This window comes from Solimicrobium silvestre (assembly GCF_002976435.1).
In the GTDB taxonomy this organism is placed as follows: Bacteria; Pseudomonadota; Gammaproteobacteria; order Burkholderiales; family Burkholderiaceae_D; genus Solimicrobium; species Solimicrobium silvestre.
On sequence record NZ_PUGF01000001.1, the window covers coordinates 363,627 to 387,810 of the forward strand.

At 46.6% G+C, this 24,184-nt stretch carries 21 protein-coding genes; 11 read left to right on the forward strand and 10 right to left on the reverse strand.

The features are described 5' to 3' along the window. Positions 1-26: 26 nt before the first annotated feature. Complete coding sequence (locus tag S2091_RS01555; RefSeq protein WP_105530009.1) at positions 27-659, reverse strand: response regulator; 633 nt, start codon at positions 657-659, stop codon at positions 27-29. Positions 660-942: 283 nt separating this feature from the next. Here S2091_RS01555 and S2091_RS01560 point away from each other — a divergent pair, with 283 nt between their 5' ends. From S2091_RS01560 to S2091_RS01580, 5 genes are all read left to right on the forward strand, one after another. Then, a complete protein-coding gene (locus S2091_RS01560; RefSeq protein WP_165794878.1) occupies positions 943-2,793 on the forward strand; it encodes an ATP-binding response regulator in 1,851 nt (616 codons plus the stop codon). 4 nt (positions 2,794-2,797) lie between these two features. After that, positions 2,798-3,712: a type 2 periplasmic-binding domain-containing protein gene (locus tag S2091_RS01565; RefSeq protein ID WP_207769580.1), complete on the forward strand. Its 915-nt coding sequence runs from the start codon at positions 2,798-2,800 to the stop codon at positions 3,710-3,712. A gap of 45 nt (positions 3,713-3,757) precedes the next feature. Further along, positions 3,758-5,053, forward strand: coding sequence for an acetyl-CoA hydrolase/transferase family protein (locus tag S2091_RS01570; RefSeq protein WP_105530011.1), 1,296 nt, complete (start codon positions 3,758-3,760; stop codon positions 5,051-5,053). Positions 5,054-5,163: 110 nt separating this feature from the next. Beyond that, the gene (locus S2091_RS01575) at positions 5,164-5,508 is read left to right on the forward strand and encodes a hypothetical protein (protein WP_105530012.1); all 345 of its coding nucleotides are present in this window, start codon (positions 5,164-5,166) and stop codon (positions 5,506-5,508) included. 103 nt (positions 5,509-5,611) lie between these two features. Next, positions 5,612-7,792 carry a TonB-dependent receptor domain-containing protein gene (locus S2091_RS01580; RefSeq protein WP_243405270.1) on the forward strand — a complete coding sequence of 727 codons (2,181 nt, stop codon included), beginning with the start codon at positions 5,612-5,614 and terminating at the stop codon, positions 7,790-7,792. 48 nt (positions 7,793-7,840) lie between these two features. Here the strand turns inward: S2091_RS01580 and S2091_RS01585 are convergent, their stop codons facing one another. Then, positions 7,841-8,296, reverse strand: a complete 456-nt coding sequence (locus tag S2091_RS01585; RefSeq protein WP_105530013.1) for a MarR family winged helix-turn-helix transcriptional regulator — start codon at positions 8,294-8,296, stop codon at positions 7,841-7,843. A 359-nt stretch (positions 8,297-8,655) separates the two neighbouring features. Between S2091_RS01585 and S2091_RS01590 the strand changes: the two genes are divergently transcribed. Together S2091_RS01590 and S2091_RS01595 are read left to right on the forward strand one after the other, a co-directional pair. Next, on the forward strand, positions 8,656-9,444 hold the full coding sequence (locus tag S2091_RS01590; RefSeq protein WP_105530014.1) for a type 2 periplasmic-binding domain-containing protein: 789 nt from the start codon (positions 8,656-8,658) through the stop codon (positions 9,442-9,444). A 412-nt stretch (positions 9,445-9,856) separates the two neighbouring features. Continuing rightward, a complete protein-coding gene (locus S2091_RS01595) occupies positions 9,857-11,122 on the forward strand; it encodes an HD-GYP domain-containing protein (RefSeq protein WP_165794879.1) in 1,266 nt (421 codons plus the stop codon). A gap of 22 nt (positions 11,123-11,144) precedes the next feature. Here S2091_RS01595 and S2091_RS01600 read toward each other — a convergent pair whose 3' ends face one another. From S2091_RS01600 to S2091_RS24210, 3 genes are all read right to left on the reverse strand, one after another. Further along, positions 11,145-11,669, reverse strand: coding sequence for an NADPH-dependent FMN reductase (locus S2091_RS01600; protein WP_105530016.1), 525 nt, complete (start codon positions 11,667-11,669; stop codon positions 11,145-11,147). A 46-nt stretch (positions 11,670-11,715) separates the two neighbouring features. Continuing rightward, on the reverse strand, positions 11,716-12,396 hold the full coding sequence (locus S2091_RS01605) for a DUF2987 domain-containing protein (protein ID WP_165794880.1): 681 nt from the start codon (positions 12,394-12,396) through the stop codon (positions 11,716-11,718). 175 nt (positions 12,397-12,571) lie between these two features. Further along, on the reverse strand, positions 12,572-14,194 hold the full coding sequence (locus S2091_RS24210; RefSeq protein ID WP_105530018.1) for a choice-of-anchor Q domain-containing protein: 1,623 nt from the start codon (positions 14,192-14,194) through the stop codon (positions 12,572-12,574). Positions 14,195-14,462: 268 nt separating this feature from the next. Here S2091_RS24210 and S2091_RS01615 point away from each other — a divergent pair, with 268 nt between their 5' ends. The 4 genes from S2091_RS01615 to S2091_RS01630 all read left to right on the forward strand — a co-directional run bounded on the left by S2091_RS01615 (position 14,463) and on the right by S2091_RS01630 (position 20,088). Beyond that, positions 14,463-15,134, forward strand: a complete 672-nt coding sequence (locus S2091_RS01615; RefSeq protein WP_105530019.1) for a PadR family transcriptional regulator — start codon at positions 14,463-14,465, stop codon at positions 15,132-15,134. A 26-nt stretch (positions 15,135-15,160) separates the two neighbouring features. Beyond that, a complete protein-coding gene (locus S2091_RS01620; protein WP_105530020.1) occupies positions 15,161-16,408 on the forward strand; it encodes an MFS transporter in 1,248 nt (415 codons plus the stop codon). Between the two features lie 852 nt (positions 16,409-17,260). Next, a complete protein-coding gene (locus S2091_RS01625; RefSeq protein ID WP_105530021.1) occupies positions 17,261-18,871 on the forward strand; it encodes a hypothetical protein in 1,611 nt (536 codons plus the stop codon). 275 nt (positions 18,872-19,146) lie between these two features. Beyond that, the gene (locus S2091_RS01630) at positions 19,147-20,088 is read left to right on the forward strand and encodes a hypothetical protein (RefSeq protein WP_243405271.1); all 942 of its coding nucleotides are present in this window, start codon (positions 19,147-19,149) and stop codon (positions 20,086-20,088) included. A 298-nt stretch (positions 20,089-20,386) separates the two neighbouring features. On the opposite strand, the gene S2091_RS01635 is transcribed toward S2091_RS01630, so the two are convergent. The 5 genes from S2091_RS01635 to S2091_RS01650 form a co-directional block, all read right to left on the reverse strand. Then, positions 20,387-21,097 carry an SEL1-like repeat protein gene (locus tag S2091_RS01635; RefSeq protein ID WP_133166839.1) on the reverse strand — a complete coding sequence of 237 codons (711 nt, stop codon included), beginning with the start codon at positions 21,095-21,097 and terminating at the stop codon, positions 20,387-20,389. Between the two features lie 77 nt (positions 21,098-21,174). Further along, complete coding sequence (locus tag S2091_RS01640; RefSeq protein WP_105530023.1) at positions 21,175-21,432, reverse strand: hypothetical protein; 258 nt, start codon at positions 21,430-21,432, stop codon at positions 21,175-21,177. 107 nt (positions 21,433-21,539) lie between these two features. Continuing rightward, positions 21,540-21,926, reverse strand: coding sequence for a GFA family protein (locus S2091_RS01645; RefSeq protein WP_207769581.1), 387 nt, complete (start codon positions 21,924-21,926; stop codon positions 21,540-21,542). A gap of 441 nt (positions 21,927-22,367) precedes the next feature. Then, positions 22,368-22,544, reverse strand: a complete 177-nt coding sequence (locus S2091_RS23925; protein WP_165794881.1) for a hypothetical protein — start codon at positions 22,542-22,544, stop codon at positions 22,368-22,370. Positions 22,545-23,013: 469 nt separating this feature from the next. Next, entirely contained in the window at positions 23,014-23,502 is a 489-nt protein-coding gene (locus tag S2091_RS01650; protein ID WP_243405272.1) for a VOC family protein, read from the reverse strand. Between the last annotated feature and the right edge of the window lie 682 nt (positions 23,503-24,184).

Genomic DNA, 24,184 nt, shown 5'->3' on the forward strand with positions numbered 1-24,184 from the left:
ATTTCTTAAATTTACGACTAAAGATTCTATGAATCTGGCAATAGACCGGATTTACGTGCCACCAGCAGTGCCTGAGAACGGCAATTGGCACCAAATGCGCGGAAAATTCCAGTGACATGTAATTTCACGGTGACCTCGGCAACCTCAAGCTGCCGCGCAATCTGCTTGTTACTCATCCCCATCGCCAGTAACTCCAGCACTTCACTTTGACGTATGGTCAAAAAGGGCTTTAGCTGACCAGGGCTAACCGTTCTTGAAACTGCCAGATCAAAGTTGGGGGTTAACCATTCACCTGCCATGGCGCGATGCACTAACACCGCTATTTCATTCGGCGAAGCAGATTTGGGAATAAACGTGTTGGCACCACGCTCAATCGCCAGTTGCTGTAATTCAGTTTGCTCATTGCCGGAAATAACAATCAGCACCGCTCTGGGGAACTTGGTTCTGAAAATGGATACCGCATCAATCCCCTGAATCTTCGGCAAACCCAGATCAATACAGATCAGACGAACATCGTGAAGATGATCTGTCATTAACAAACCCTCCTCAGCGCTGCACGCTTTCAGCACCACCGTGTCGGTCAACACCAGGCTCAAGGTATCGCCCAACCCTTCACGATAAAGCGGATGGTCTTCTACAATCAGCGTGTAATGAGTCATACGGAACGGTCAACTTTCTGCAATTTGATTAAATAATTCACCCGCTCTTATGGTTAAATTTGCCCATAAGAAACTAGATGCGGCGCAATATTAGCGCATTGAAACCGTGCTGAAATCTGTACTGACGTATAGGTAGGCTTTCTTTTTTATTTCATATTTACGTCATATTTGTATGTTATTTCTAGAGAATCCAACTCTGCGAAATCCACGTTCAATGCCGCTTTTGCGCTATTCCAGCCTCAATCAAAAGATACTTTTCTCAGTCATCTCGGTTGCCCTCATCATGTTCTCTCTCGTGTCAGCATTGACTGTCTTGCACGAACGTAACCGGATGTTTAACTCAGCCGATATGGACGCACACAAGGACGTCAACGATAATGCGTCGGTCATTGCGCATGACTTGTGGGAATTTGATAATGCGGCGTTAAAAGCGTCGCTGAAAGGGCTGGCTTTATCCGGCTCCATCATTCGGGCGGAAGTGTTCGATGGTGATAAGGTCGTTGCTACATTTTCCCGGCTTGAAAATACAGGGAGTGCGGAACAAGCGGACAAAATTTGGGCTATCGATTTGATGGCGCCCGACGATTCAAAAAAAATCGGCTCGTTACGTATTACCGAATCGTATGCAGAATTACGCGCCGTGATGGCTAACAACGTATTGGCAGTAATTGCGTCCGAATTAACCAAGGTCGGTGTGTTGGCAGCGATCCTGTTCATTATTGTGCATCAGCTATTAACGCGCCATCTCAAGTCATTAGCGCATGAAATTGAAACCGCCAATACACTAGAAGTTGGTTCAGCGTCCACCATTTCATTACATCGTAACAATCGGCGTCGGGATGAGCTCGATACGCTAGTTGATGCCATCAATCGCTTTCGCCAAGAACGCGCAATTGCGGAGCAGCAAACCGTTTTACTGGCGCGCTTGAGTGCGCAAAAGGAAGCTGCCGAGGTGGCAAATAGGGCCAAATCACGTTTTTTGGCAGCCGCCAGCCACGACCTGCGGCAACCGATTCATGCCTTGCATTTGTTTCTCGGTACACTAAAAAACCTGGATTTACCGCTACAAGCGCAACGGCCTTTGGCTAACGTTTTAAGATGTACCGAGTCAATAGATGAAATGTTTGTGTCACTACTCGATGTAGCAAAATTTGACGCCGGCTTAATTGAACCGCAGATTTCCGACTTCCCCATCATGACGGTTCTCAACCGCATTCGACATGAATGCACTCTGGAAGCCAATGCCAAAGGATTGCGTCTGGACGTGGTTCCGAACTCGGCCTGGATACGTAGCGACCCGTTAATGGTAGAGCGAATTTTGCGCAATCTGGTCAGCAACTCGATTCGCTATACAGCATCGGGGAAAATTCTGGTTGGCTGCCGCAGAAGGCCGGGCAACACGCTTGAGCTCGCCGTCTACGACACAGGTATCGGTATCGCCAGCGATCAGCAAGAAAAAATATTTGGCGAATTTTATAAAGCCGGGTTTCCAGACATTGGTCAACCGGGGCTAGGTCTTGGCTTATCAATCGTCGATCAATTAAGCAAATTATTATCCGCACCGCTGAAACTTTCTTCCTCGGAAGGCATGGGCTCCATGTTTTCGGTGACATTCAATCTGGCGCAAAATACCGGCATCGAACATCCCCCGGCGCGCCCTTTCAATGGCAATACCAATTTTGATGGCTGTACTGTACTTGTCATCGATGACGACGCGGCTATTTTAGAAGCGACCCGTGGACTTCTGGAGCAATGGGGTTGCCACGTTATTATCGCTGAAGGAATTAATTCTGCCATTAAATTGCTGATGCAAGAAGCCCAGTTACCGAACGCAATGATTTGTGATTATCGACTGCGCAGTAAAGAAAATGGTGCCAATGCTGTCGCCATAATTTGTGAAGAATTTAATGCCGATATTCCTGCCATGCTCATTACCGCGGACACATCACCAACGCGCATAGTGCAGCTCAAGGCAACCGGGCTGCCGGTCCTGCATAAGCCGCTACGTGACAATGAATTAAAAATCGCTTTAACCCAGTTACTTTTTCCCAGCGCAACTCCCCATTTTACTGGTAGTAAAGATTCAAACTTACCTGATCAGACAACCGACAACGTCCTTCTGACTCATGTTTAATCCGATGCTAAAAATAGGGCGCCTGTTGCCGCTGCTAGCCTTCTTCATTTGTGAAATGGCATGCAGCCAAACCGAGGTAATTTATCCATCGTCAGTATCCAACATCGATAGCAGGCACAGAGACCTGATCGAGCTACTGACCATGTCGTTAGAAAAAACCATTCCTGAGTACGGAGAATACACGCTCACACCATCTAAACTAAAAATGAATGAGGCGAGAGCGTTGACGGAATTACAGAACAATGAACTGGTCAACGTAGTCTGGAGCCCAACCTCCGAAGCAATGGAAACCCAATTTATTCCTATCCGCGTTCCATTGCGCAAAGGATTACTAGGCTTACGCATAGCGCTGATTAATTCAAAAAATAAAGCTGCAATCGATACTATTAAAACAGTGGCTGATCTGAGAAAATTCAGCATTGGGCAAGGAATAGGATGGGGCGACGTGAGCGTATATCAGGCCAATGTCATTCCGGTAGAAACAGCTAACTATGACGCCTTATTTTCGATGACTGCGCATGATCGATTTTATTTATTTCCACGCGGGATTACTGAAATATTCAGCGAATTTGAGCTTCGCAAAGCCAGTTTCCCGGAGTTGGAAATTGAAAAAAACCTGATGATTTATTATCCCTGGCCTTATTATTTTTTTGTGAACAAAAACAATAAAAAGCTCGCCGATAGAATTTCACTTGGTTTGGAACGCATGATAACGGACGGTTCTTTTAATCGCATTTTCATGAAATACAACGGTGCGGCAATCCGTAGTGCCAATTTGAATAAGCGACGGATTATTCAATTGGAGAACCCGCAATTACCTAAAAAAACCCCACTGGATGCGCGCTACTGGTTTTTCCCCTCCCTTATAAAAAGTGCTGTACTTAACCAGTCTCAGCATGGCAACATCCATAATGAATAAATTTTATTCAGAGTCTATGCTAACAATTAAATGGAGACTTCCACCATGCAAACTCCGTCCGTATCCACTATTTATCAAAGCAAGCTAGTCAATGCCAGCGATGCGTTAACGCATGTGCGCGACGGTGATTCCATCATCGTTCCTACTGGTGTCGGCGAACCACCCACTTTATTAACCGCGCTATCAGAACAGCGCCTGCGTTTTCATGACGTCAAAGTAGTGCAAATTTTGGCGGTGCGTAAGTACGGCTACCTTGATCCTGAAACCACAAAACATGTACGGCACGTTGCCTTGTTTTACGGCCCGGCTTCACGTGCTGGCGGGCAGGCCGGCTGGATTGATTTTATTCCTAATTATTTCGGCGAAATCCCCGGTTTGATCACGAGCGGACAAACGCCTGCCGACGTGGTTTTTTCAATGGCGTCGCCGATGGATGAACACGGTTTTTTTGCGCTCAGTTTAGGTACCGACTACACCATGGCAGCCGTCGCCAAAGCGCGCGCTGTTGTGCTGGAAGTGAATCCCAACGTACCGTTTACGCACGGCCAATGTCATGTACATATTTCGCAAGTTAGCGCGCTGGTAGAAAGCCACGAACCTATTGTAGAAGTCGGCTTGCCCGTCATTGGCTCAGTACAGGCCGCCATCGGGAAATACGTGGCCGACATGATTAATGACGGCGCAACCCTGCAAATTGGCTATGGTGCAATCCCCGACGCGGTGGTGATTCAACTCGCGGAAAAAAAGGATTTAGGTATACACACTGAAATGATCGGCGATGGTATTTTGTCGCTGATTGAATCCGGCGCGGTTACTAACAGAAAAAAGAATTTCCACAACGGAAAAATGCTCGCCACGTTTGCATTGGGTTCGCAAAAACTATACCGCTTTATGCATCAAAACCCCATGTTGGAAATGCATCCGGTGAGCTACACCAATGACCCCAACATTGCCGGATTAAACGACAACTTAATGACGATTAATGCCAGCTTGCAAATTGATTTGTTAGGCCAGTGCGGATCGGAAAGTTTAGGCAATGTACCGTATTCCGGCACCGGCGGACAATCTGACTTTGTGCGCGCAGCGAATCGCTCACGCGGCGGTAAATCATTCATCGTGCTGCCCTCCACCGCTAAAAACGATACCATTTCCCGCATCGTTCCAACGCTTGCCAACGGTACACATATTTCAACTTCCAAAAACGATGTGAATTATGTCGTGACTGAATTTGGCGTGGCGCAATTACGCGGCAAATCGGCCAAACAACGTGCTCAGGAATTAATTGCCATTGCACATCCTAACTTCCGCGAAGAGTTGAGGGCTGCAGTTAATCGTTGGTGATCTGTTAGCAGCTAATTAGCATAATTCGCAACATTTTTTGGCGCTGTATTGGAACTTGAGTGGCGTATTCCTGTCAGGTACTGTTCCACTTTCAATACTGTCCACTATTCATGTCACGCTTCAGCCCCAATGTTATTTTGCAGTCCAGCTTATCGCGTAAGTCGATGAGCTGGCGCAATCTGGTGGCTGTTGTTACGGCATTCGCGTTTGCCTTGCTGCTTTCTGCTGCGCTAAACCATCATCATCAAACGGTATTGGATACGCAGGACTGTCCTGTCTGCAATGCTGTGGTGCATAAAGTCAGTCACAGCACCCCGGAAGTAAAGCTACAGCAGCTTGTGACGATATTGTTGTATCCGGCACCGCTCATTGCCCGTGTAATTGCGGTTCTTTATATTTCCCCCTTCATTTTGCCGCCTGGTTGCGGCCCGCCTGTTTTCCATCCTGCAAATTAATAATCGATGCCGTCGGTGTGACGGTATTGCATCTCCTATGATTTTTCTGGCAAGGTAATTCTCGCTGGAAGGTGTTCTGTTATCTGTTTTTTGATGGGAAATAATGATGCGTAAAATGATTTTTTTAAATGATGTTTCAAAAGATGTAATCCGCTTACCAGCTGCTACACCGAATCGATTAACCGTTTTAAGCTGGTCCGTAGCGATGGCTTTGGCGGGAGCGCCGGTAATGGCTCAGGAATTGATGCAGGATTTGGCACAAGAACGGGAGGAAGAGATTGCCGAAGAGTCGGACGTCGTAACGACTATCGTCATCACCGGCATCGCGTCGGATCGCAATGATGTGGCAAATCCGGTCAGCGTATTAAAAGGGCGGAAATTGCTGCTGCGTTCCGAAGCAACGCTAGGGGAAACCTTGAGCAGTGAGCTGGGTATAACGGCTAGCCATTTTGGTGTAGGAGCGAGCCGCCCGGTGATCCGCGGCATGGATGGTGCGCGGGTCAAGGTGCTGACTGACGGCTCCGAAGTGCAGGATGCGTCAACGATTAGCCCTGATCACGCGGTAGCGCTGGAGCCTTTGCTGGCACAGCAAATTGAAGTCATTCGCGGCCCATCGGCACTGGCATATGGCGGCGGCGTGGCAGGTGGTGCGGTGAATGTGCTGGATAATAAAATTCCCACTAAAATTCCAGATAACAATATAGAAGGCACGATTAATGTGCGCGCCAACAGCGCCGCCAATGAAACGGCGGGTGCAGTTGAATTGAGCGCCGGTAGCGGCAATATGGCTTTTCATGTGGAAGGGCTTAAGCGCAATTCCGGCGACTATCGGGTCGGCAGCGATTGGTCACAAGGCAGCAAAGTCAATGACAGCTATAACAAGTCAGATACCGGCAGCGTTGGTATGTCCTGGATTGGAGCACAGGGTTATTTGGGTGTTGCCTATACTCAGCAAAATAACAACTATGGTTTGCCAGGCCACAGCCATAGTTACGGGGGTTGTCATGTACATGGCACGCAGTTGCATTGCGGCGCGCACGAACATGGTTATAGCCATGGCCATGACCACGACCATGATCACAACCATGATCACGAACATGGGGACGAACATGAGCATGCTGCTCCGTTTGTTAAGCTCACCAGCAAGCGCTGGGATTTGCGCGGCGAATACCGGGAGCCATTGGCCGGTATTGCCAAAATCAGTTTACGTGGCGGGCTCACCGATTATCAGCATCGGGAAATTGAAGGTGATCTGGTTGCCACCACGTTTAAAAATCAGGCGCATGATTTACGCATGGATATCGAGCACAAACCGTTTGCCGATTTCCGTGGAGTTTTGGGGGTTCAGACCTCCCGGCGCGACTTCAGCGCGGTCGGTGAAGAAGCTTATGTGGCGCCGACAATCACCGCCAAACACGGCATGTATTTGCTGGAAGAATATCGCTGGCATGACTGGCGCTTTGAAGGCGCTTTACGTCAGGAATGGCAACGCACCGAGTTGGAAGTTCCTGCCATGACCAGAAGCCATCACGGCACATCCGCATCTTTGGGTGCGAACTGGGCGTTTACTCCCGGCTATGCGCTGGGCATGACAATGACCCGAGCCCAGCGCTTACCCACGGCCGAAGAGCTGTATGCTGACGGTCTGCATTTGGCTACAAATACATATGAGCTTGGCGACGCCGATCTGAAACCGGAGACTTCGCAAAATATCGATATTACCTTGCGTAAAACAGAAGGCCCGACCACGTTTTCGGCAGCGCTGTTTTATAACCGGATCAATAATTATATTTACGGACGCACGTTGGATGTATACAAGGATTTGCAACTGCTGCAGTACACCCAACAGGATGCCAGTTTTGTTGGTATGGAAGGACAGGTGCGGCGTCAATTCACACCGCATTTAGGTGTCACCCTATTTGGCGATGTTGTGCGCGCTCAGTTGCAGTCGGCGCAAGATGGTAATGGTAATCTGCCCAGAATCCCATCCGCTCGATTTGGTACAAGGGCAGATCTAAGTAGTGGCCCGTGGTCTGGCCAGCTTGAATGGGTTCGGGTAGCACAGCAAAACAAGGTTGCTAATTTTGAGTCGCCCACACCCGGTTATTCGATGCTGAATCTGGAATTGGCCTACAGTGGAAAAATTCACGCGCAGCATTACACGTTATATGCCAAAGCCAATAACCTGACGAATGTGCTGGCGTATTCCAACACCTCGTTTATCAAGGATGCAGCACCATTGATGGGGCGGAATTTAACGGTGGGAGTACGGGTGTTGTTTTAAGACGGTAAATTTGTCCCTGATGGGACAAATTTACTAATAAAAGCATGCTTAACTGTTGGTCAAATTCATCCCGGCCAACTGCCCCAGCACCAAGGAAAAAGCATCCAGTTGCTCGGGGCTGGCCGTTTGCACCGCTTCCTGGCTAATCGCTTCAGCGCTGATTAACGCATGCGCCAGCAATTTTTTACCGGTTTTGGATAACACCGCATAACCCACCCGTGCATCGCGTTCATCAGACTGACGCGTAACCAGGCCAATTTTTTCAAGCGGGATTAAGGCACGGGTAATTCCCGACACGGTAAGCCCCAGCCGTTCAGCCAGATCAACTCGACGCATCCGTTCACCCGGTGCCCGACTCAAATTCAGCAGCAACGTAAAGTCGCTAAAACTTAAACCGTGTAAATTGCCGAGCGCGTTATCTAAACGGCGGTTAATCGTGGTGGTGGCGCGGGTCAGGCGCAGGCAGAAATCCAGCGCTGCGCTAGGGGATTCGGTATTGCTCATCATATTTCCTGGTTAGATAGTGCTAATTCGACTTGATCAGGTGCTTCATACAGATTTTCCATGAAATAAAACATGGCAATCACAACACCCTATTGATTGATTTTAATTTGAATTATGCTTGCTTAAGCAAATATATGTCAATTTATTTACAAATCAGCCGCAAGGATTACGTCACGATTCAAACTCAATAAAAACCAGCTGTACTTTCCTATCCCACTGTTTTTTTAGCATCCGGCACGACAACCAATTGGCGATCTGCTTGAATACCGTTCAACAATGCTCTATTTTTTAATAACCAAGACGTGAACGTATTCAGCTTAAGCAAGTAACCAAACGATGATCATTCAGATTGCTATTGCATGAACAACAATTTAAAACCAGTCCGACTAATTATCATTGCAATATGGGCACTTTTGATTTCCTGTGGCAACACAATTGCGGCAGAAAAGATTGAAGCATTGAGTTTTTATGAATCCCCGCCCTATTTGACCGATCCAGTCAGCAACGCGGGTTTAGCCGCTGATTTTGCGGCCTACTTGAACATGGCATTGTCCGAGAAATACCAGATTCACCTGCAGTTTTTACCGCGCACGCAAGTGGATAAGATGATGCGGCGTGGAGACAAAGCCTGTGTTCTTTTCATCCCATCGTTTATTTACAACGGCGTAGACAATGGCCCCTATCTATGGACAGCTCCTTTATTCAAAGATCGGCAAGAACTCATTTCACGCAAAAATCATCCCTTTGAGTTTAACGGTCCAGCATCGCTGTTCGGGGTTCATTTCGGAGCCATGCTTGGCCATACATTCCCACAACTGACAAAAGATATTGCGGCTGGCAAGATCAAAGTTGAACGCAATAGTAGCGGGCTTCAGTCGCTAATCAACATGTTACTGGCCTCACATCTCGACGTGGTCACCATGCCTGAATCCAGCATCAGGTTAATGATGGTTGAGGATCCAAGCCTGTCGGACAAGTTATGGTTTTCAAAACAAAGTCTTTCCGAGTACACACGTCATGTCATGTTTCAACAAGGGATGGAAGTGGAGAGGAATGATGTTGATCTGGTAATGCGGAAAATGAACAGTGATCCAGTTTGGTTAGCAATATTAAAAAAATATGGTTTACAGCCGATAAGTAATCACTAAAACAATCATTAAAGCGCACATCTGGAGAACAGAGTATTTGACGAATGAAATTACCCATTTTTAATTCTAAACTTATATTTCAGCATACCCGTATATTGCCATTTAATTAATCAATTACTCTCTTTAAAATACACGGTTAGCAAAATATACTATCGAAGGGGAAGGGATCAAATACGTTAAATTATTTAATAAAAAAACAGGAATATATTCTCTCCCCTTAGGTCACCTTTATTGACACTTTTTAGCCCATAAAAGAATCCATAAACACAATTGAAAAGCTCAGTAGCTCCCAGTTCTGGAATAGCTTAGTTTTGTATATCTACGCATCGCACCTTCTCTTTCTGACACACGCTGCTAATATTGAACTATCAAGAGTGCAAAAAAAGCGCATATGAATAGCGAAGTGAAAACAATGACAATATCGGTAGACCAATTATGCGTTGGTCTGTACGTGCATCTCGATATCGGCTGGCTGGAGCATTCCTTTGCGCGCAATAGCTTCAGAATAAAAAACGCTGAACAAATTGCCTCAATCCGTAAATTAGGCTTGAAGACTATACGCATCGAACCAGCGCGTTGTGAAGCTCGGCCTTTGCCACCTCCTCCCGTTGTTGCGCCCGCTGCCGCACCGGTAGTTGAACAACCCAGCGCCGAAGAATTAGCGATGATACAAGCCAAGAAGGAACGGGTAGAAAGGCTGATGGCTGAACGAGAAGCAATAGCCCGATGCGAGAAGGAATACCTGAAGGCAGCAAATACTCTTAAGAATATTTCGCGCAATTTATTTTCGCGGCCGGAAGCTGCCTATGAAGATGCGGATCAGCTCATTCAGCAAATGCTGGACTCGCTGCTGGCAGAAAGAGATATTGCCATCCATTTGATGAATGACAAAATTGCCGGTGAAGAGGCTTATTATCACTCGCTAAATGTCTCAATTTTAGCCATGATGGTCGCCAAAGAAATGGCATTACCGCCAGCAGATATCAAGATACTCGGCATGGGTTGCCTGTTTCACGATACGGGCAAAGTTGAGATTCCGGATCGGATCGTTCACAATAAATTTGAATTGACTAAAGCAGAGCAAAATCTGCTGCAACTGCATTGTAATTACGGTGTGGCCATCGCTGAAAAAATCGGCCTACCCAAAGGGGCGATCGATATAATTATGCAGCACCATGAATATGCCGATGGCAGCGGCTACCCCGGCCATCTAATTGCTGACAAAATATCCCTGCTGGCACGCATCGTTTGCGTCATTAATACGTACGACAATCATTGCAATCGCCCCAACCCGGCGGATTCGCTCACCCCTTACGAAGCGCTGGTACATATGTTTGCGCATCAACGCAAATTGTTTGACCCCATTCCACTGAACATTTTCATCCGCTGCATGGGCGTTTATCCGCCCGGCACCGTGGTCAAATTATCGGATGGTACATTTGGTATGGTGGTGTCAGTGAACGCCGGTAAACCATTGCGCCCTTGCGTGCTGATTTATGACCCGAGCGTGCCAAAAAATGAAGCCATTATTTTGGATCTCAACAAAGAATCTGAACTGGAAGTTAGCGCCAGCCTGCGGCCAGCAGTACTCGCGCCCGCGGTATATGCCTATTTAAGTCCGCGCAAACACATGACGTATTATTTTGATACGCAGAATACCCAGGCTCCGAAACGCTAGGGTATGCTGACTTGCGCTCATCTCATGTCAAATCAACCGCAGCCCGCATTGCAGCAAGTGCGGCTTGCAATGAGTTGGAAATTTCGGGATGAAAAACTATATCATTTTCACTGAATTTTGAGCCTGCAATAGGCACGGTGATCGACGCTGCTTCGATGATACGCGCAGACATTACGCTCACCGTTTCTCTTAACGCTGCCTGTGCATACTCAGCTCTTGGTGCTGCATTGAGCAAGGCCACTGGTTTATGAACAAACGTCTCGTTACCGACCATCCAGTCCAGCGCATTTTTCATCACACCTGTCATGCCATGTGCATATTCAGGACTGGCAATAAGTAGCGCGTCGGCAGATAGAATTTGTGCGCGCAGGTCAGCGACAGGTGCCGGATCACTCGCCTCAATATCAGGATTAAACAGCGGCAAATCACCAAGCCCCTGATACAGCACGACATGAATATCGGCGGGGGCTAAACGAGCGACAGCGCGCAGCAGCATAGAGTTTACAGAAGCGGCCCGAAGGCTGCCGGAAATGGCCAGAATTTTCATCAAACTCAACGTTAATAGCGATGGATAAAGGGTTTCCTGATCACGATCAAATCTCGTCTACTTCAACCCAGCTCGGTTTTTCCGACAACATTACTTTCGGATTTTCCTTCTGCAGCGCTTCGTCTAATTTCAATTTGAGTTCACCCTTGCTGTCCGTCATGTAAGTTTTGGTTCCGTCCTTAGCGATCACTTGAATGGTTTGTTGCGCTGCTTTAGGGAAGTGCAAAAGAATGGCATTGAATTTAGGCAGCATAAAACGCAGCACACCGGCCTGTTCTTTGATCAAGGCATTCCACTGCGGCACGCTGGCCATCAGTTCCGCATAATTCAACTGGAGGGCTTCCGGTGTCTTCGACGCGAATATAGCGGCTATACCGGATTTTTCCGTTTTTGGCAGACTCGTATAAATCTTTGCATCTTCCTTAATCCATTCAGCGTTCGGCACAATATCCATATAGCCTTCAGCACTGATCGGCAAGCGCTCTTTGCCGCCGGAATGCGCCACAGTCAACACGATAGTCGACGGCGTAATAAACTTGTTTTCAGGCATGACCTGAATCAGCAGCCGGAGATGATCACGTTGACTCTGTTCGACGCGGTAGAACTTGTCGAGGTAAGTGGCTTCCACCAATTTTTTATAAGATACCCATTCACGCTCTTCTGCGTGCGCTGGCAATGTGGTTACGATCAACAAGGTTAATGCCGTTATTAACAATTTTTTCATCATGCTCGCGTAGTGAATAAGAATAAAAGAATGCTGCATAGCAAAACTATCAGTACAACGGTACCCTTGTTGCGATAGACTCAATAAGCAGTTTCAAATTTGCATTTTTGAGATCATATATAACTGCGGTGAATTTCGCCATATCCTTCACTAGCATTTAATCACCGGGTACCCAGTACTAGTGCTCGTAAGCGCCAATATCAATGCCGGTGCTTTGCACACGTGGGTTTCCCGCTAAATCCAGGCTGCCAACTTGCGTCGCAGTTAAAGCGATACCAGCATTAATTGCGGGTGAGCCGGCACCTAATTTAAAATTACCAGCGGTCGGGCTAATTAATACGGGGTCAGCGGCAAGGCCATTCTTCTCGTTACCGCTAGCTGTCGTAAAGGCCGCCAGACTGTTGTAAGTCGCGCCCTTCCATTGCCAGGTTCCCGTAGCGCCACCTGAAAAATACAAATCACCGTTCATCGCTGGCAGGGCGCTGGAAACGCCACTGATAAAAATGCCCTGAGTACTACTGATGACCACGTTATTGGCGAACTGGATATTAGTTAAATGGTTTTGCAATGCAATTTCACCAGTACCGGATCCAGTGGTATCGTTTTGATACAGGGTGTTATTAAAAATACCGCAGGAATCCGTGCCACCGTTGGCGGTTGCAGATGTGCCACCCAATGAAATACCGGTCAGATTGTTTTTGTAAATCAGGTTACTGCGCAACGTCACAAAGCTTCCCAGATGCCCGGCATGTTCACTCGCAACCTCAATGCCGATATCCGTTTGATACACAATATTACGCTCCATCACAATATTGGTTCCACCATCGACATACAAACCGTCCGCGCCATAAGATCCGCTTGGATACGCAGAATTAACGTACGACGAAATGTTATAAACCACGTTCCCGCTAACCTCGCCATTACGAGCCTGATCATAAGCGGGGTTGGGGGAAGTGCCTTCGAAGCCGATAAAATCAATCCCGATATTATCGTTATCATGCACCACGTTATTCGTTACCTGAAAATTTTCTACATTGCCGTTCACCGACACGGATTCACTGGAGCCGGTCTTAAGAAATGCAACCTCATTACCATCAAGAATCAAGCCATTAATCGAGGCTGGCGCTTCAGTACCGTAGATACCAATCCCAAACGCATTACCTGATGCGCTATTCACCGTCGTTACAATATTGTGTACGTAATTGTTGCGTAACTCGATATTGCTACCGCTACCCGAAACGAAGATTCCAGCCGGAACAATAGCTGCCGAATTGGTCGTCAAGTTGCAAATCTCAAAACCGATTACCCGGACATAACTTACGTCCGTCAAATTCACCAGTGCCATATTGGCGCTATTCGCTGACAGCACAATACTAGTACCGTCAATAATCGCCTTTTCGCCAGGATAATTTTGCAAGGTGATATACCCGCCACTGGCACTGCCCGAATTGGCAGTGGTAAAGATCACCTGTTCTGTATAGGTTCCGGCACGCGCATTAATCACCGAACCCGGGCCGACAGTGCTCACTGCTTTTTGCAAGGTCTTCCAAGGAAGCGCCAAGGTACCCGGATTACTGTCGGAACCGGTCGGCGCGACATAATACGGAGTACCGACCGGTGTCACAGGTGGTGTTATTGGTGGAATAGTCGGAGGTGTAATAGGCGGCGTTACGGGTGGAACTATCGGCGGAGTGATAGGTGAAGTAGGTGTTGTAGACCCACCCGAGGAAGAGGAGCCACCGCCACCGCATCCTGCCAGAGCCAATGTCAACAGGCAGATTGCAAAAATTCCATTTTTCATAGTAGTTCCATGTGTTTGATACTGAAGTAGACAGCGCATTAGTACCGGATCGTAACATTTCTCTGTGTCTATAAAAGTTTATTCGCAGATGAGGTTAGCTAATAGCGAACTGACAGCGCCGTCACATTACGGCTATCAAACTATTGGCGACGGATATCAATCATTTGCATTTTCAACAAGCTGCAACATTATTCTATTTATTTTTATTGACACGCAGAAAATTTAAATATATCTTACGATACATCTTAAAACATATCTGGAGATACTTATGCGTCATCATCATGAACAGCACGGCCATCATTTTAGTCACCACGGCCATGACCGCCATTCAGACCATTTAGCCCAACATGCCATGGGACGCCATGAAGGCGGACGCGGCGGGCGCAATGGTTTTGGCGGAGATTTTGGCGGCGAAGGTGGGGGCGACGGCTTCAACCGCAGTCGCAAATTCAGTTCACAAGACTTGCAATTACTACTGCTAGCGCTACTGGCAGACAAGCCTGCGCACGGCTATGAACTGATCAAAGCGCTGGAAGCGCGTTCCAATGGCTTTTACACACCAAGCCCGGGAATGGTCTATCCGGCGCTGACTTATATGGAAGAACTAGGGCATGTCACCGTTACGCTGGATGGCAATCGTAAATGCTACGCACTGGCTGATGAGGGCAAAGAATACTTAGCCGCGAACCAGGAACGCGTGGATATGATGCTGGCTAGAATCACCCATATTGCGCGCAAAATGGATTCAATCCGGCGCGCTTATTCAGGTGAAGCTGGTGCCGAAGTTGCCGATGAAAACAACGGATGGTTACCGGAATTGGTTGAAGCCAGACGCGCTTTAAAGAGTGCCTTGCTCCAACGTAGCGACGCGCCAGCAACTGAACAACGTCGGATCGCCGCCGTGCTGGTGCAGGCAGCGCGAGAAATTTCAGGCGAATAATTTAAAAAAAAACAAAGGGAATAACAATGTATCAATTACCCCCCGGCCGCGAACGCGGTCTCCTCTGGTTGCTGGCCTTAACTCAATTCACCATCATCATGGACTTTATGGTCATGATGCCGCTCGGACCGCAGATCATGCACAAGTTCGCCATTGGCCCTGCGGCGTTTGCCACCGCCGTGTCTGCTTACGCGTGGTGCTCGGGATTGTCCAGCTTGTTTGCAGCAACCTATATCGATCGGTTTGACCGGCGCAAATTATTACTCGTCGTGTACGCACTGTTCGCGCTATCCAATCTGGCCTGTGCGTCAGCGCCGACGTTTTCCATGCTGTTAATCGCACGCGCCTTCGCAGGTTTAACGGGCGGCGTGCTGTCTTCCATCATCATGGCGATTCTTGGCGATGTTATTCCACAAAACCGGCGCGGTGCGGCCACGGGTATCATCATGACTTCATTTTCGCTAGCCGCTGTGGCAGGTGTTCCGGCGGGGATTGTACTGGGCGCTAAATTCGGCTGGTCTTCCCCCTTCTACCTGCTCGTAGTTTTGTCGCTGATTATCTGGCTGATTGGTGCCAAGCTAGTGCCTACGCTGACCGGGCATTTGGCAAAAAAACCGGCCCCACTGTCACGCACCCTGCCTGATTTAATTAACCTGATCCGCGAACCACGTCACCTACGCGCTTACATGTTGACGTTCATTATGATGACCTCACACATGCTCATCATTCCATTTATCTCACCGGTCATCGTTGCCAACCTCAATGTCGCTCCGCAGCAGCTATCCTGGATTTACATGGCTGGCGGCGCAGCAACGTTCTTCACCTCGCGCTTCGTTGGCCGCATGGCAGACCGCTTCGGCAAACATAACTTGTTCCGCTTAACCGCCGTGCTTTCTATGTTGCCGATTCTGTTTATCACGCATTTACCAACGCTGCCATTTATGGTCCTGGTCGCGTTTTTCGCCGTGTTTATGGTCTTGGCTTCATCGCGCATGATACCGATGCAAGCACTATTAACCACCATTCCTAAACCAGCACAACGCGGCGCATTCCTCAGTATTAACAGCGCTATTCAATCACTCGGAACCGGTTGCGGTGCCTGGATTGGCGGCATGTTATTGGCAACAACCGCCAACGGCCAAATCGCCGGTTACGGAACCAACGGTTGGCTATCGGTTGGCATGGTCGTATTCACATTGATTTGGGTCGGGCAAGTACAACCAGCTAAAGAGCCTGAGCAATCATCGATCGCTACAAAGTTGTCGGTGGAGTGAGGGGGATAAGGGTATTTTGGGATGTTTCAGATTGAATTTATTCCAGTTAGGCTATGTGCTATTAGCTGTGCTGATTTCGACTAATTTTTACATTTCCTGGCAGAATTGATCGATATTCAAATTCACGAAAAATCAGTTTGGAATTGCGAATATTATTCGCAATTCCAAGGACGGCTTGCTAGTGGTTAACCGCCAACGTTACGTTGATAGTGATTGAATCTAGTGTCCGCAGCCCTTACCGGTCAGTTAGGGTTCTCGAAATCAACCATTCAAATTGCGATTAATTATTTTGTAGATTGAGCACTTTGATCGTGGCTATAAAAATTGAATCATTGCTGCGACAGTCAGCTATGTGCCACGAAGCGCTCGACACCCAAACATACTTATTGGCACCTGAACTTCGCATTGTGGCCATTCACAGGTAAGAGACATTAAATTAAAAATTACAAAATAGTAATTTTTAATTAATGACTACGATGAAACTTACATCAGGCACTCGCCATTTCAGTCTGAAATGGCGGTTTGTCACAAAGAGCCTCCTTTTCAGGAGTAAGTTCAAGACTAGCGCTGGACAATCTTTAATCTTTTTAAGTTTTCTTGTACAGCTAAAAATCATGATCTACGATGAAAGTCTACTATGTTAATTATTAAAATTATCTATTAGCTAATTTCAATAATTGCACTGCAATTGATCCGATCGATAATTGGCAATAAATAGATATCGAGAATTCGCGGGTTTCACTCTAAAAAATAATAAATTTAGAAAAATCACTTTCGGTTTTACCGTGAATAACATTGATAGCCCGCTCCGCAGTTCCAATTAGTTCATTTTTTGCAGTGGATGAGATCATTATGTTAAAGCAGACAAGCGCTCATTTTTTTAAAGTGGTGAGCAAGCTTTATTTAATCTTGGGAATTATGCTAGCGCCAATACCAGAAGCCATTGCTGCAGACGATTCAAGAACAAACGCCGAGTTATTGCAGGAAATCGAACAGATCAAAGCACGACTGAAGCAGCTCGAAGAGCTGGTACACAAGAACGCTGATGGAGTCGAAACTGCCAAGCAAACTGCACAACAGGCACTGACAAAGGAAACACTCGTTACGGACAAATTGGCGAATGGGCAAATACCGCTCGGGCACACGAATTTGTCATTTAGCGGTTGGTTACAGGGCACGATGACCTGGCGTGATCATAATGAACTTGCTTCGGCATCCAGTACCAATTTCGGCACGCCATTCCCGAAGTCAATTGCTTATGGTGTCCACGAGTTACGAGCGGATGCACGTAATTCATATTTCGCACTAAATATGAAATCAGCAGAGGTTGATGATGTCAAACTCAGCGGGCGCCTTGAAGTGGATTTTCAGTCGATTGGATCAAATACCACCCAGAACAACAATGGATGGGCGCCGCGTTTGCGCCATGCCTTTGTTGAAGTTGATAATGCCGCAACTGGCTGGCACTTCGTCGCAGGTCAAACCTATGCGTTGACAACACCTTATGGCAACCAAGTCCGAAGTGACGGTTCGCCAAGCGCCGATAAAGCGTGGACGATGCTTCCGTCCTTACCAATTATTAACGTTGGCCAACTCGATGACATTGGCCCCGCTGGGGTTAACTCACCCAGGCCATTGGAATTTCGTTTGATCAAAACTTTTTATAATACGGCATTGGCTGTTTCACTTGATAGTCAGATTGTTTCCTGGGCAGGTAATATTGCCGGTGCCAGTCCCGTATATACAGGAACGACACTGTCATCAGCGGCCAATAATCAATTCAATAACAATGCGACTCAAAACCTCAGCCTGAGCACAGTGCCGGATGTATTAATGAAGGCAACGTGGCAGCCTGATCCGAGCACTTTTTATGAAACTTTCGGTATAGTGCGCAGCTACCGTGACATGAACGGAACCACGAATCTCACTGGTACGGGAACCACGCATGGCTTTGGAGGAGGAGTTGACAGCTTTATCAAGCTGTGGCCTGGGAAACTAGATATTACTGGAGGCATCGGTTACGGTAGTCTTGGTGGCTATGCCGGAAATGGGATTGCCGACGTTACCTTCGACGCCACGGGAAAACCAACTGTTGTTAAGGAGATGCAAGGCTGGATTGGTGTGCTGGCTCACCCCAGCCGTGAACTTGATTTGATTGCCTACGCAGGTACCGAGCATTCGCATAGCGCCGGTGTGTCGGGAACCGACTATGGATGGGGTAACCCGAACTTCCTCAATTCTGGTTGTGCAATACTCAATGGCGTATGCAATGGCAGCGTGAAAGCCGTGGCCGATGTAGAGGTCGGTGCCATCTGGCGCTTCTATAATGGGTCGTTCGGACACGTTGACTTCATGCCGCAAATTACCTGGTTAAAGAAGTCGCTGTTTTCCGACATCAACGATTTTGCTCCTTCTGCCCACAACGTCGCTGTTGACTTAACCATTCGATTTTACCCCTACTGATTAACCTGTTTATTTGCAGGCATCCGGCCTCGAATTATTTTAAATTGCGCCCAGTACTTTTGCAGTAAATTTTATTAAGTGTGATGCTGACTTCAACGAAGTTCTAAGGATTAAAGAATTCGCAACCAAGTCGCAAACTTGGCATTTTGCGCGTAGCCTTAACATCATTGGCAGTGGTTCCAAGAAACGTATTCTAAACCTTCACAAATCAGGTTCTGATGGGAAATTTGATATGCATCGTTTTCACAAACCTATAAGTTGCACGAGGTGATGGAATGGGTTTTAATAAATGCATTATTAATCAACGCGGGCGAAGCAGATTCACCATCATGATGGTGACGTTACTGGCACTTGCGGCCTTTACTGTACGTGCAGAGACGCTCATTATTCATCCAGCCGCCGAATCAATTTCAGACCCCCGTTATCGATATGATTGGGCTGTACTGAGGGCTGCAATGGACGAAACCCTCGAAACATTTGGGCCTTACACCATTCAGGAAGCGAGTGAACGTGGAATGGTACAAAAGCGCGTGGATTATGAAATGCAAATTCCAACTGGCTCCATCAATATTTTTGTTCGAGCAACGTCGATCGAACTTGAAAAACAATTCATTCCGATCCGCATTCCGGTCGATCGTGGCATTCTTAGTTATCGTGTATTTTTAGTTCGTAGCGCAGATCTTCCACGCTTCGCTTCTGTACGCAATTTGGACGATTTACGCAAATTTCGTTTTGGCCAGGGCAAGGATTGGGTAGATGTCCGGATTCTAACCTCTGCCGGCTTTACGGTGATTGAAGGAACAAATTACGATGGATTATTTTCGATGCTGACGCATGCGCGCTTTGATGTATTTTCACGGAGCATAGATGAAGCGTTTAGTGAATATAGTATGCAACACGAAAATCATCCAACGATGTCTATTGAACCTACCTTGGTGCTACATTATCCTTTACCACGCTATTTTTTCGTACGACGTAATCCACAAGGCGAACAATTTGCAAAACGAATTGAAACTGGGATGGAAATGATGTTGCGTGACGGTTCTTTAGTTAAGCTATTTTTTCAATTTAAAAGCGATCAGATTACACAAGCTGCATTTGCTAAACGTACTGTATTAAACATACCCAATCCACTACTCCCTCCCGAAACGCCGTTGTCGCGGCGCGAACTTTGGTATGATCCGTTTGATTCAATGCCGACAATCAATAAAAAATAAGCGTATAGAGTTAAGCCAATTGCAGCTGAGGATCGAATTGTTATGATTAAGTTTGAAACTGTATTTTTGACCAGCGATTAGCTTCACATTTCCATGAAATCAAATTTTTGAAAAAATTCAATAAATAAAAACCTTTGCACGAAAACTTCTGGCAATGGCTTTACTTCAAATGCAGACAATAGTATCTGCACAATTTTAAGAAAATTGAGTTTTGCATCGACCGGTTGAATCCGCCGCCCATTGGAGACGGTCGACCTTCTACATTGCTGCCATTCAAACTTCAATTCGTCGAATCGACTCACTGATTATTGTTGGCGTTATCGCTGGCTGCAACATAAACCTGCGCTGCGGATGTTGCTTCGCGCACTTGATCGGGTGTCAGCTGATTTGTAATATTGGCTACAAGGGGATTTGAAAGTGGCAATTTGTGAATTTGAAAGTAGGCAATCTCAAAAGTCGCAGCCATCTGTAGATTTTTCTGCACTCCGTCACCATTTTTGTAAATGCGCGCCAGATCTAACATGGCCATTTGATTGCCTTGTGTGGCGGCCTGATTTAGATAGCCAATTGCTTGCTCGTACCATTCTTTAACATGGGGGTTCGTCGTATCGGGAATCAGTGGTCCGTCAAGTACCCAATCAGGCGGGGTGTTTATGAAAAGAGCCTGAGCATCTGCAACACCACCCTTTGCCGCTTGAGCGATGTATTTCAAAAGTTCATTGCGATTTCCGTTAAAACCATCACAAAGCTTTTGAGCCTTTCGCATATCTGCTCCGTTCAACCATCCTTCTCCTTTTGTACTTTGCGCTCGTTCGTTGCTTTTTAACCCATCACAAATCAATTCCGCTTGATATATCTTAAACGCTGCTTTGGGATCTCCCTTGTCGGCCGCGCCATAATACTCCCTCACGTATTGGGCAACTGTTTTACCGTCTAAATTTAGACCGAAAATTTCTCCTTCATCACTAGATGTCGTTTTTGCTTCAACTGGCTGTGATGCACTAGTCACGTTAGAAAACCTTGGACTCCATGCTTTTGTCGATTGCACGATGTTTAACGCTTGATTTGAGGGGTCGTCACTAGTTCTTATACACATACCTTGCTGCGTTCGGCCTCTTCATCAGGCAGTAAATCCATAACCTCAGCTAAATCCGGGTGTCGCGACAACACATGACCTATCCCAACCGCTCGATAGATCGAAGCATCCTCTGGATGATCGTCACCGCACAAAAAACACCAATCGCCATGTTCCCGGCTGACCAACAATACCGGTCTCACATTTTCAAATACATGAATACAAACGTAAGACTTTTGGTGGAACGGGATTGTTTCTTTGTTTTCCATTTTTAACTTATTTGAGTTTAATCGCGACAGTCTCCAAAGTACCAGAACCTGGCAGATTGTAATCTAACAGCAATGCGTAGAAATAGACCAACAACCAACAATCCTCATCAATCAATAAACGTCCATGTATCAGCTCCGTCGAAGTGACGAACCTTCACCAATTCCTGAAGGCGTGGGTCAAAATTATTCAGATTCACGCCATGCCTTGATCCCAACTCTCCATCGATAGGTTCCCAATGCGTCGCGCAACCGCAAATTTTGCATCGAACTGTCCTTAAACTCTTATCACCCCAGACATAGTCGACTGTATGCTCCGGGTGACCTTCGATACGTACGGTTCCAAATGGATAGTAGGCACACAGAACGCCAAGTCGCCGACACAGTGAGCAATTGCATTTTGTTGCTGTCTCCGGCATCGATGGTAAAGTCAGAGTCACAGCGCCACAGTGGCAAGAACCTTGCAGGGTTAAGGTGTTTAACATTTCTTCAGCCATTCCGCACTCCTGAGTCAATGAAATTTTCTAAAAATATTCGCTTTATACAATTTTGGAACTAGCAAACTGTCACCTATGTACCGATGCCAGATCTGACACCTACCCGACCGTCCCTTTTGTGCCGATTTGAGCAATCGCCGGTAGCCCTATCACTTTAGGTAGTGTTCGTCTTCCATGTGGAGATCAATCCAATTTATCGCACTCGCCAAATTAGCAAATGACTGTTCACTAAATTGTCCAATGTTCAATTGCTCACTATTTACTTTAGTCACCTGAATCCAGTCCTTTATGTGCTTCACACTTCATAGGAATCGGTTTAAATGTAACGCCCGCTGAATTTGTTCTGATTTTCATTTCGCTTCACTCCGATATATTCAATCCAGAATCCATTTGCATATTTAGAAGATTATTTGACTCTCTGGATTGTGCCGTTACCGAGTGTTAGGTTCGAGCATATTTCTCAGGCTTTGCAAAAAATACTAAGGGAATTGCTATAGGACCCAATACAGTCACTACCATTGCCCAGATAGCAGTTGGCTTAACATGGCGGCGCTTGGCAATGAACATGCACGCAAAAGCCGAAAGCAGCCAAATTAATGCTGGTAAATATGTACTCATACTTAACTCCTACTGTAGTGTTTTAAAACTAAAAATTCAGGCCAATTCAATTTGGCGGCAACGTGCCGATTCCGAGCTTTAGCCAAAACCACCAACTGGCTTCCAACCCGTTCATTGCGGTCGTCCATCGATTAAACATTGGTTCTTACAACGGAGTTAATTTTTAAAATTCAATCTAACGGTATCTGTCGCATAGAGTCAGGACTAGTACACATAATCCTTCAAATCAATCCGAGTGAAGGCACTCTAGTCCAGTACTTACAGAAGTAGTACGGTAATCATGTCCCATTTCTACCATTAAAGTTGAAATCCTCTTTATTTCAATTTGCATTCATTGTTCTCAATTAAGTCAGCTTTCCACAATTTTCCAGGGCCAGTCAGATATCGACATTGCGCCGTGAAACGTCTGTCACTATGAATACTGTAATTCTTAAGTTCATTCTAATGAGGCAATTCAACTTTGTTTCAATCAGGGCGGCGCGGTGCGTTTCGGCTCCCACAATTCAATCTTGTTGTCTTCTGGATCCAGAATCCACGCGAAGCGGCCATTCGGGTCGTCATCGGTGCGCTTTAGGACTGTGACGCCTTTCGCAAGCAGCCGGGAAATCAATGCATCCATGTCGTCGACTGCGTAGTTGATCATGAATTGACTGGTCGATGGCGCGAAGTATTTCGTCGAGGCAGGAAACGCGTTCCAGATCAGCGCCGACGGATGCTTGGGCGCGTCATAGCGCAGCGCCGCACCACCCCAGACTTCCAGCGGCATGCCAAGCACGTCGCGATACCACGCCGCAAGGGCCTTCGGATCTTTCGCCTTGAAGAACACGCCGCCAACGCCAGTGATGTGTCCGGCTGTCTCGACAGGCGCAGATTCACTTGTAACATCAGAGGACCAGGATGGACCCGACAAGCTTAGAAACAGGGCCGGGAACAAAATGGAAATTGCGATTTTTTTCACTATTGACTCCTTTTAAATGTGCAAATTCAGGTCTTAATCTGATCGTCAGCTACGTGCCAATTCGTGTCTCAATTAGGCTGGTGCCAGCATTAGCCCAACCGCCACTAATTAGTTACTTATTTACATTAACGAAAGATTTTATAGAGTATTGAATGCAATTGCTATGCCCTAGATAGGGCATTTTGAGCGTTATAAATAGGAAATTGGGGGAATTGGTGACTGGCGCGTTTATATCGATATATGCCGATTCCAAACCTTCGCCAAAATTCGTTATCTGACTCCTGACCTACACATTTCAGTCGTACGAAGACTTAATAACATTCCTTATTAGCAAGTCAACAGTTGTTATTTAATCTGACAGATTCAGTTTTTTAAAGTCACGATTACTACAAATTAACCCACATATCCGCTCCTCTTTTAACTACATTCGCCAATTCCGGTTTATTTCAATCACGGCCAATCGTGATTTACAAACTACGCACCGACAAACCAAAACCGTTGCATAAACGCCTAAAAACGAGGCACTTTAAAGTGAATCACCTCACATTTTTAATTTATTTTTAGAAACTATTCTGAGTCGTAATATAAATGTGTATATTACGGTTTATTGAAAAACAGCAATGCATATTGTTCAAGGTATGGATTTACTTACTCTGTTTCCTACCTGCTGTTTCCGCAATCA

What these genes read in the sequence shown, in the direction of transcription:
- S2091_RS01555 (WP_105530009.1), bottom strand. Translation starts at nt 659, where the DNA reads ATGACTCATTACACGCTGATTGTAGAAGACCATCCGCTTTATCGTGAA.
- S2091_RS01560 (WP_165794878.1), top strand. Translation starts at nt 943, where the DNA reads ATGTTCTCTCTCGTGTCAGCATTGACTGTCTTGCACGAACGTAACCGG.
- S2091_RS01565 (WP_207769580.1), top strand. Translation starts at nt 2,798, where the DNA reads ATGCTAAAAATAGGGCGCCTGTTGCCGCTGCTAGCCTTCTTCATTTGT.
- S2091_RS01570 (WP_105530011.1), top strand. Translation starts at nt 3,758, where the DNA reads ATGCAAACTCCGTCCGTATCCACTATTTATCAAAGCAAGCTAGTCAAT.
- S2091_RS01575 (WP_105530012.1), top strand. Translation starts at nt 5,164, where the DNA reads ATGTCACGCTTCAGCCCCAATGTTATTTTGCAGTCCAGCTTATCGCGT.
- S2091_RS01580 (WP_243405270.1), top strand. Translation starts at nt 5,612, where the DNA reads ATGATGCGTAAAATGATTTTTTTAAATGATGTTTCAAAAGATGTAATC.
- S2091_RS01585 (WP_105530013.1), bottom strand. Translation starts at nt 8,296, where the DNA reads ATGAGCAATACCGAATCCCCTAGCGCAGCGCTGGATTTCTGCCTGCGC.
- S2091_RS01590 (WP_105530014.1), top strand. Translation starts at nt 8,656, where the DNA reads ATGAACAACAATTTAAAACCAGTCCGACTAATTATCATTGCAATATGG.
- S2091_RS01595 (WP_165794879.1), top strand. Translation starts at nt 9,857, where the DNA reads ATGACAATATCGGTAGACCAATTATGCGTTGGTCTGTACGTGCATCTC.
- S2091_RS01600 (WP_105530016.1), bottom strand. Translation starts at nt 11,669, where the DNA reads ATGAAAATTCTGGCCATTTCCGGCAGCCTTCGGGCCGCTTCTGTAAAC.
- S2091_RS01605 (WP_165794880.1), bottom strand. Translation starts at nt 12,396, where the DNA reads ATGATGAAAAAATTGTTAATAACGGCATTAACCTTGTTGATCGTAACC.
- S2091_RS24210 (WP_105530018.1), bottom strand. Translation starts at nt 14,194, where the DNA reads ATGAAAAATGGAATTTTTGCAATCTGCCTGTTGACATTGGCTCTGGCA.
- S2091_RS01615 (WP_105530019.1), top strand. Translation starts at nt 14,463, where the DNA reads ATGCGTCATCATCATGAACAGCACGGCCATCATTTTAGTCACCACGGC.
- S2091_RS01620 (WP_105530020.1), top strand. Translation starts at nt 15,161, where the DNA reads ATGTATCAATTACCCCCCGGCCGCGAACGCGGTCTCCTCTGGTTGCTG.
- S2091_RS01625 (WP_105530021.1), top strand. Translation starts at nt 17,261, where the DNA reads ATGTTAAAGCAGACAAGCGCTCATTTTTTTAAAGTGGTGAGCAAGCTT.
- S2091_RS01630 (WP_243405271.1), top strand. Translation starts at nt 19,147, where the DNA reads ATGGGTTTTAATAAATGCATTATTAATCAACGCGGGCGAAGCAGATTC.
- S2091_RS01640 (WP_105530023.1), bottom strand. Translation starts at nt 21,432, where the DNA reads ATGGAAAACAAAGAAACAATCCCGTTCCACCAAAAGTCTTACGTTTGT.
- S2091_RS01645 (WP_207769581.1), bottom strand. Translation starts at nt 21,926, where the DNA reads ATGGCTGAAGAAATGTTAAACACCTTAACCCTGCAAGGTTCTTGCCAC.
- S2091_RS23925 (WP_165794881.1), bottom strand. Translation starts at nt 22,544, where the DNA reads ATGAGTACATATTTACCAGCATTAATTTGGCTGCTTTCGGCTTTTGCG.